Below are 6650 nucleotides of genomic sequence, written 5' to 3' on the forward strand. Positions count from 1 at the left end.
GGTCATGGTGCGTGGCGAAACGGATCCGACATCGCTGAATCAGATGGTGACCGCCTTTGGCACCAATATTGGCGACGTCATTGATTTCCCCTATTCCCCGGTGCGCCAGATTGTTCTGTTGCTGCCAGAGGGGACGGGCTTTGACCATATCGAACGCGTGCGCACTGCGGCTGGGCTTAGCTACTTTATCTCTATGCTGACGCTGGCGGTGTTCTATTTCTTTGTGCGGGTGAAAAACTGGCCGATCAATTCCGGCCCGTTCAATGTCTGGATCAACATGCCGACATTTGACCCCACAGCAGGGGGTGACGTGGTGCAGCGATTGGGCCGTGATGCGCGGTTCAACATCATCGTTGGCTTCACCTTGCCGTTCTTCATTCCGGCAGCTTTGAAGGCATCAGAGTCGCTGTTTGGGCAAGTAACGCTGGACAACCCGCAGACAATGGTTTGGATTGTGGCCGCATGGGCATTCCTTCCGGCAAGTCTATTGATGAGAGGGCTGGCATTGGGCCGGATCGCAGAACTTGTCGAGCGCAAGCGCGCAAGTGCGGCGCGGCAATCGAAAGGTTTGCAGCCTGCATAATCACGCTGTTGCTGGTTGCGACTGGCGCAAATGCTGATCCAATGTTCAAACGCTTGCGCACACGCCATGCGGATCGGCTCTGACTCAGAGGCCATTTCCAAATTGATTGTGGTGATGGGGCACCCTTTTGTGAAATTTGAATTGGTGAGATTGTGTCCGAACCCCGCAGCGACCAGTTGCATGAATTCGCCAATGGAGTTTGCAGCCTCCGCCGCCGCTTCGAGTTGAACAGCAATCTCGCGCTGTGCCGCTTCAATCACGGCAATCGCAATCTCTTCTTTTCCCTTGGGGAAGTGATAATAGACCGAGCCCTTGGGCAGTTCGCCCGCCGCACAGATCTCGTTTAGCCCAATGGCATGGAACCCGCGCACCTGAAACAGATCCGCCGCCACCGCCACCAACTTCTCCCGCGTCACTTCGCCTTTGGTTTTCTTTTGTTTCGGCATCTAGTTTCCGTTTCGCTCTCATCAATCAACCAGTGCTTCATAATGCATAAAAATAGACCAGTCTATATAAAAATGAATAAAGTTAGTCTTGCTCAGCTGATCTGTTGTGGTTTGGAGGAACAATTGTGGCTTTGGCATCCGTACGTGCGTTCAACATCTGCACGGCGATTGCACATGGAGTGTTAAACAAACTACAAAGCAGTTTTCAATCTGGAGTAGGCTTTCCCCTAAACCCGATCTCTCAACCCCGTGAAGAACGCACGAATCTCCTCAAAAGTGCCGCAGGTTTGAAATGCGATCAGCGTGGCGCTGGTCCAAGGGGAGGTGGGGTTGAGCTCTGTTTCAAACGCTTCGATTTGGCTAATTTGAGCTGTGTCTAGGTTTAACTTGCGCGCAGCTTGCAGCATGGCCAAAAACTCGTGCACATTGTGCATCACGCGGTACGCGTCAAACATTTCTTGTGCTTCGCTCGGATGGTCGCGCCATGAACGGCCTGCAAATATTTCGCTGAACACGCGCTGCCCGGCGCCAAAGCAATTGTAGCGGATGCAGCCTTTAAAGCCTTGTGTGTCCAAATCATCGTGGATGGTGCAGCTGTGCGCTTTGTCTAAATGTTTGCAGGGTTCTGCCGCCTGCTTGTCATAGGCGAACATATTGGAGCGATCAAACGCCAGCGCCACGCAGCAATAAGCGGCGCAATTGGTGCAATCTGGTTCAAGTTTGATATTTGGCAAATTGGCAGGCATGGGCCAGTGCTATCCGACATGAAGAGAGATCGCAACACAGATAAAATTTGACCATTTGATAAATAAATCGTCTTCAATTATGGTCGCCGCCAGTCTTAGGGCAATTTCCGTATCAGTAAATGCGGATTTGCGCCTTGCGACAGGGGGGCAATTTGTGAGACAACGGCCCCACATTTTGACGCCAAACCCAAATTAGGTGAGCCATGAAATTTTTCGTCGACACTGCAGAAGTTGCAGACATTAAAGAACTCAATGAAACCGGTCTTTTGGACGGTGTAACCACCAACCCAAGCTTGATCGCAAAGTCTGGCCGTGACTTCCTCGAAGTGGTCAAAGAGATTTGCGATATTGTTGAAGGCCCAGTATCCGCTGAAGTGGCTGCAACTGATTATGACGGTATGGTTGCAGAAGGCGAGCACCTCGCCAAGATCGCCAAAAATGTTGTGATCAAATTGCCATTGACCATGGACGGCCTAAAAGCTTGTAAATACTTCTCAGGCAAGGGCATCAAAACCAACGTCACCTTGTGCTTTTCAGCTAACCAAGCATTGCTGGCCGCCAAAGCTGGCGCGACATATATCTCGCCCTTCATTGGCCGCTTGGACGATATCAACCTTGATGGCATGCAGTTGATCGAAGACATCCGCACCATTTATGACAACTACGGCTACGAAACTGAAATTCTTGCAGCATCTATTCGCTCTGCAAATCACGTTTCAGATGCTGCCTTGTCTGGCGCTGATGTGGCAACCATTCCACCAAGCGTTATCCGCCAATTGGTTCAACACCCATTGACCGCAAAAGGCCTAGACGCCTTTGTGAAAGACTGGGCGTCTACAGGTCAAAAAATCCTTTAACTGACCGGGGTCCAAACCCCAACTTAAAGCGAACGGAATATAAGATGAGCGATAAAGCTTTGGAAGATGAAGTACGCGCAGCGCTAGCCACTGTGCAATTGCCCGGCGGTGCCCCATTGGCAGGCTATGCAGGCATGAGCGATATCATCATCACTAAAGGCGCCATCGCGTTCGCCATCACCATCGCACCGGGACTAGAGGCGTCTTTTGCCCCGGTGCGCGACCAAGCTCAAGCAGCGGTTAGCAAAATTGCTGGCGAGCGCAAGGTGATGATTTCTATCACCTCAGATCGCCAACAAGCGCAAAAAGCTACCGCGGCCCCGCGCCAACCGGGCCCGCCGCCAAAAGAGCCGGTAAAAGGCATCAAATCCATCATCGCTGTTGCTTCAGGCAAGGGCGGTGTGGGTAAATCGACAACGGCGGTCAATTTTGCGCTGGCCTTACAAGCCAAAGGCCAAAAGGTCGGCATTTTGGATGCAGATATTTACGGCCCGTCTATGCCAAAATTGTTGGGCCTAGAAGGCAAACCCGCCATGCGCGACGATGGCATTTTTACGCCGCACGAAGCCTATGGCCTCAAGGTTATGTCCATCGGCTCCATGCTCGAAGGCGACCAAGCTGTCGTGTGGCGCGGTCCCATGGCCACCTCTGCCCTACGCCAATTGCTGCGCGAAACAGATTGGGGCGATATTGATACCCTCGTGGTTGATCTGCCCCCCGGCACTGGCGACGTGCACATCTCGCTCGTTCAATCCGTGCCGCTCACTGGCGCAATCATCGTTTCCACCCCGCAAGATTTGGCCCTCATCGACGCCAAAAAAGCCATCGACATGTTCGCCCGCACCAAAGTCACCATTTTGGGCATTGTCGAAAACATGAGCTATTTCCTCTGCCCATCCTGCGGCACCCGCTCCGACATTTTCGGCTCCGGCGGGGCCGAGGAGACAGCGAAAAAGCTCGGCGTTCCCTTCCTCGGCGCAATCCCCTTGCACATGGACATCCGCGAACGCTCCGACGCTGGCACACCAATTGTGGCGACCGCTCCGGACAGTGCAGAAGCGAAAGCGTTTTTGAATATTGCTGAGGTTGTTGGTTGATTGGTTATTGCTGAGGCGGTTGGGGTTTAGTTGGGTATTGTTGAGGCAGTTGGTTAGCTAGATAGCGAGTTGCCTAGTCAGCTAGTCCGTTAGACTGGATCCCGCATCAAGTGCGGGAATGCCCCTTGGGGACGACGCAGTGCACCTCCTCTTGGCATCCCCGGACTTGATCCGGGGTCGACTGTCAATTTGCTATTCTGCCGACACATGCACTTTCGCGAACACTCAGATGTCGACACAACCATTGTTGCAACGGGACCAGACAGTGCAGAGGCGAAGGCATTTTTGGATATTGCTGTGGCTGTGGGGTGATTGGGTGCGGTCGCAATAGGAACACAAGTTCTCAGCAATGAGCCCTTGGTGTGCCTTGCATTCCATGTATTATCTAAGCAACTGGAAGTGAAGGTAAGTTCTATGACATTCGGCACTGAATTTTGGTCAGCCATAAGCGGTGCTTTGGTTGGTGGGTTAATCGCGTTGGTCGTGCAACTTGTCGCGATCTGGGCGGCAAAAAAGGAACGTAAGGCCGCTAAGAAGGAAAGGAGCATAGCACTGGCCCATTCTATCATGTTCAAAGTTATGCGCATCCACTCAAATCTGTACAATCTACACTTACATCTGGAAGAGTCTTTCGCTGCAGGAGACCCCGCCTCACACAGTAGACCCTGTTTATTTGTCCTGCCACTAGTGGGGACACCTGCCGATGTACATTTCTCAGCGGAAGAAATGTCTCTTGTTTTGTCGTTTAAGGACGCTGAACTCACTGACATGCTTATGTCGCTAGATGGGATCCATAACAACTTGATTGAAGTGTTTGAAACTTGCGCTGGCTTGCGCAACGAATTGCAAGCCAGTCTCCCTGCCGAGATGGAAGGTAACGTGGGCACGAGTAATCTCACGAAGGAAGAGTGGATGCTAGCGGAGCCAAAAATGGTAGTAATGAATCAACTTCTTGTTGACGCCAGGACAAGGGCGAAATTGGACTATGATGACTCCAAAAAGGCTACTGATAGTCTACTTAAAGCGATAAATGATACACTGGGGTTGAAACTCGTGGTGGAGTTCAAAGCAGAAAAGCTTGCAGCACTGGCAGAAGCCACCAAGGTAAATACAGAGTAGACAAAGCAATTTGCTCAGCAATTAGGGTTCGACTTTTTGTCCACAAAGCAGACATATTCCCATAACTGACGAAGCATCACCGCACCACCGTAATCTTCTCCGCCGCCCGCGTTACCGCCGTATATAAATGCCGGGCGCGGTCTTCTCGAAAAGCCCAGCTTTCGTCGAACAGGTACACATTGTCCCACTGGCTGCCTTGGGATTTGTGCACGGTTAGGGCATAGCCGAAATAGAACTCGTCATATTTTTTGCGCTCGCCCCAGCCCAATTCAGCTTCTTTGCCGTGGAAGAATTTTTCGTGGGTGGTGACGTTGGCGCGGTTTAGGCGGTCGCCGGCATCGTCTGGGTTCAGCACCATGTCCAAGACGCCAAGGCCCTTATATTCAACGTCTTCGGCAATCCACAATTGGCCGTTCAGCAATTGCTTTTGATGGTTGTTGCGCAAGCAGATCAGGCGGTCGCCCACCACGGGCGTTTGTGGGGGCAGGTTTTTGAGCGCGCGCACCCGATCATTATAGGAGAGGCGGGTGGCGTTGGTGCCGCACAATATTTGCTCGGCCTCCAACACCTCTTCGCGGGCCACCTGATTTTTGCGCACCACTTTGCTCTCGCCGTAAGTGCCATAATCCAAACGACCATTTTCGCGGATTTCTAGTGACAATCGCACAATCGGATTGTCCTCTGCCTGCCGATGAATTTCGGTCAGCATGAAATCGGGTTCAGCTTCGGTAAAATAGCCAGTGTCGTGAATGGGGGGCAGTTGAAACGGATCGCCCAGCACCAAAATTTTAGTGCCAAAAGACAATAGGTCTTCGGCCAATTGTTGCCCCACCATCGACACTTCATCGATTACAATCAGTTCTGCGTCGCAAATGTCGCTATCATCGTTCAGCTTGAACTGCGGCGTGCCTTCTTTGTCGTTCACAAACTTATAAATCAAGCTGTGGATCGTCGATGCGCCCTCGCATCCGCGGCGCCGCATCACCAATGCGGCTTTGCCCGTAAAGGCGGCAAACACAACGCTGCCCACCCCTTGCGCCAAATGCACCGCAAGGGTGGATTTGCCCGTGCCCGCCCAGCCAAACAGCCGAAACACCTGCGGCCCGTTTTTGTCTTTCAACCAGGCGTCAACTGCCTTTAAGGCTTCATCTTGTTGAGGGGACCATTGCATGAGTGTTGGCTCGAATTGGTTTTGTGAACTTGCACCTTAAAGGTGCAAAAGATTCGAGCCAACATGCAGATTGCCTATTTAATCTCGCCCGGCAGGCTCAGATCGCCAGATGCGACATCAAATACATCTGTGACACACAATAGCGGTGCATGAAGATTGGCGTTCACCCGCAAAGCAGATGTAACGCCATCGTATTTTACGCCAGCCAATTGTACCCCTGCACCAAACGGCACACTCACTTTTACTTCTTCCCCGTCAAAAACTGGGGTGTAGCCCGGGCTATCAATGAACAGTGGCAGGCCCGGCCAGGTGAGGGGCAGTTTGGGCGATGTGCCTTCTTCTATGTCACGTACAGCCAATGCGCCTGCGCCACAGGCTTCAGTAGGAGCCAAAACAACCCAATGTGAATGCCACAAATCGCCATCATTCGCCAAATCACCATCTTGGTTCTCATCGTAAAGTGGCGTGTCATCAAAATCGGGGTGGCTGGTCGCGGCCAGTGCGAGGATGCCTGTGCCGCCCTCGAAACCAACAGTCGCGGGGTCCATCGAGGTGGGCCAGACATAAGAAAACACCGGCGCACCGCTGAGGGTTCCAACTGGTTCCGGCTGCTCTGCACCGGCGACGCCAT

The 6650-nt window shown here is 52.4% G+C and carries 7 protein-coding genes and 1 pseudogene; 4 read left to right on the top strand and 4 right to left on the bottom strand.

Annotated elements, in window-relative coordinates; genetic code table 11:
- On the top strand, positions 1–583 hold a 583-nt coding region (locus Q0231_RS08570; RefSeq protein ID WP_299347154.1), incomplete at its 5' end, for a hypothetical protein.
- A 269-nt stretch (positions 584–852) separates the two neighbouring features.
- Here Q0231_RS08570 and Q0231_RS16720 read toward each other — a convergent pair.
- Both Q0231_RS16720 and Q0231_RS08575 read right to left on the bottom strand, forming a co-directional pair.
- Positions 853–1029 (bottom strand): annotated as a pseudogene (locus Q0231_RS16720) (TetR/AcrR family transcriptional regulator); the annotation flags it as partial.
- A 227-nt stretch (positions 1030–1256) separates the two neighbouring features.
- Positions 1257–1775 (bottom strand): hypothetical protein, encoded by a 519-nt coding sequence (locus Q0231_RS08575; RefSeq protein WP_299347155.1) that lies wholly within the window; start codon positions 1773–1775, stop codon positions 1257–1259.
- A 203-nt stretch (positions 1776–1978) separates the two neighbouring features.
- Between Q0231_RS08575 and fsa the strand changes: the two genes are divergently transcribed.
- The 3 genes from fsa (at position 1979) to Q0231_RS08590 (ending at position 4848) form a co-directional block, all read left to right on the top strand.
- The gene (gene fsa, locus Q0231_RS08580; RefSeq protein WP_299347157.1) at positions 1979–2632 is read left to right on the top strand and encodes a fructose-6-phosphate aldolase; all 654 of its coding nucleotides are present in this window, start codon (positions 1979–1981) and stop codon (positions 2630–2632) included.
- A gap of 44 nt (positions 2633–2676) precedes the next feature.
- Positions 2677–3729: an Mrp/NBP35 family ATP-binding protein gene (locus Q0231_RS08585; protein ID WP_299347159.1), complete on the top strand. Its 1053-nt coding sequence runs from the start codon at positions 2677–2679 to the stop codon at positions 3727–3729.
- A 414-nt stretch (positions 3730–4143) separates the two neighbouring features.
- Entirely contained in the window at positions 4144–4848 is a 705-nt protein-coding gene (locus Q0231_RS08590; RefSeq protein ID WP_299347161.1) for a hypothetical protein, read from the top strand.
- 76 nt (positions 4849–4924) lie between these two features.
- On the opposite strand, the gene Q0231_RS08595 is transcribed toward Q0231_RS08590, so the two are convergent.
- Complete coding sequence (locus Q0231_RS08595; protein WP_269392630.1) at positions 4925–6019, bottom strand: ATP-dependent RecD-like DNA helicase; 1095 nt, start codon at positions 6017–6019, stop codon at positions 4925–4927.
- Positions 6020–6093: 74 nt separating this feature from the next.
- Positions 6094–6650, bottom strand: a 557-nt coding sequence (locus Q0231_RS08600) for a hypothetical protein (RefSeq protein WP_299347163.1), incomplete at its 5' end; no start/stop codon positions are given.

The organism is uncultured Maritalea sp., from assembly GCF_937139385.1.
Taxonomy (GTDB): Bacteria; Pseudomonadota; Alphaproteobacteria; order Rhizobiales; family Devosiaceae; genus Maritalea; species Maritalea porphyrae_A.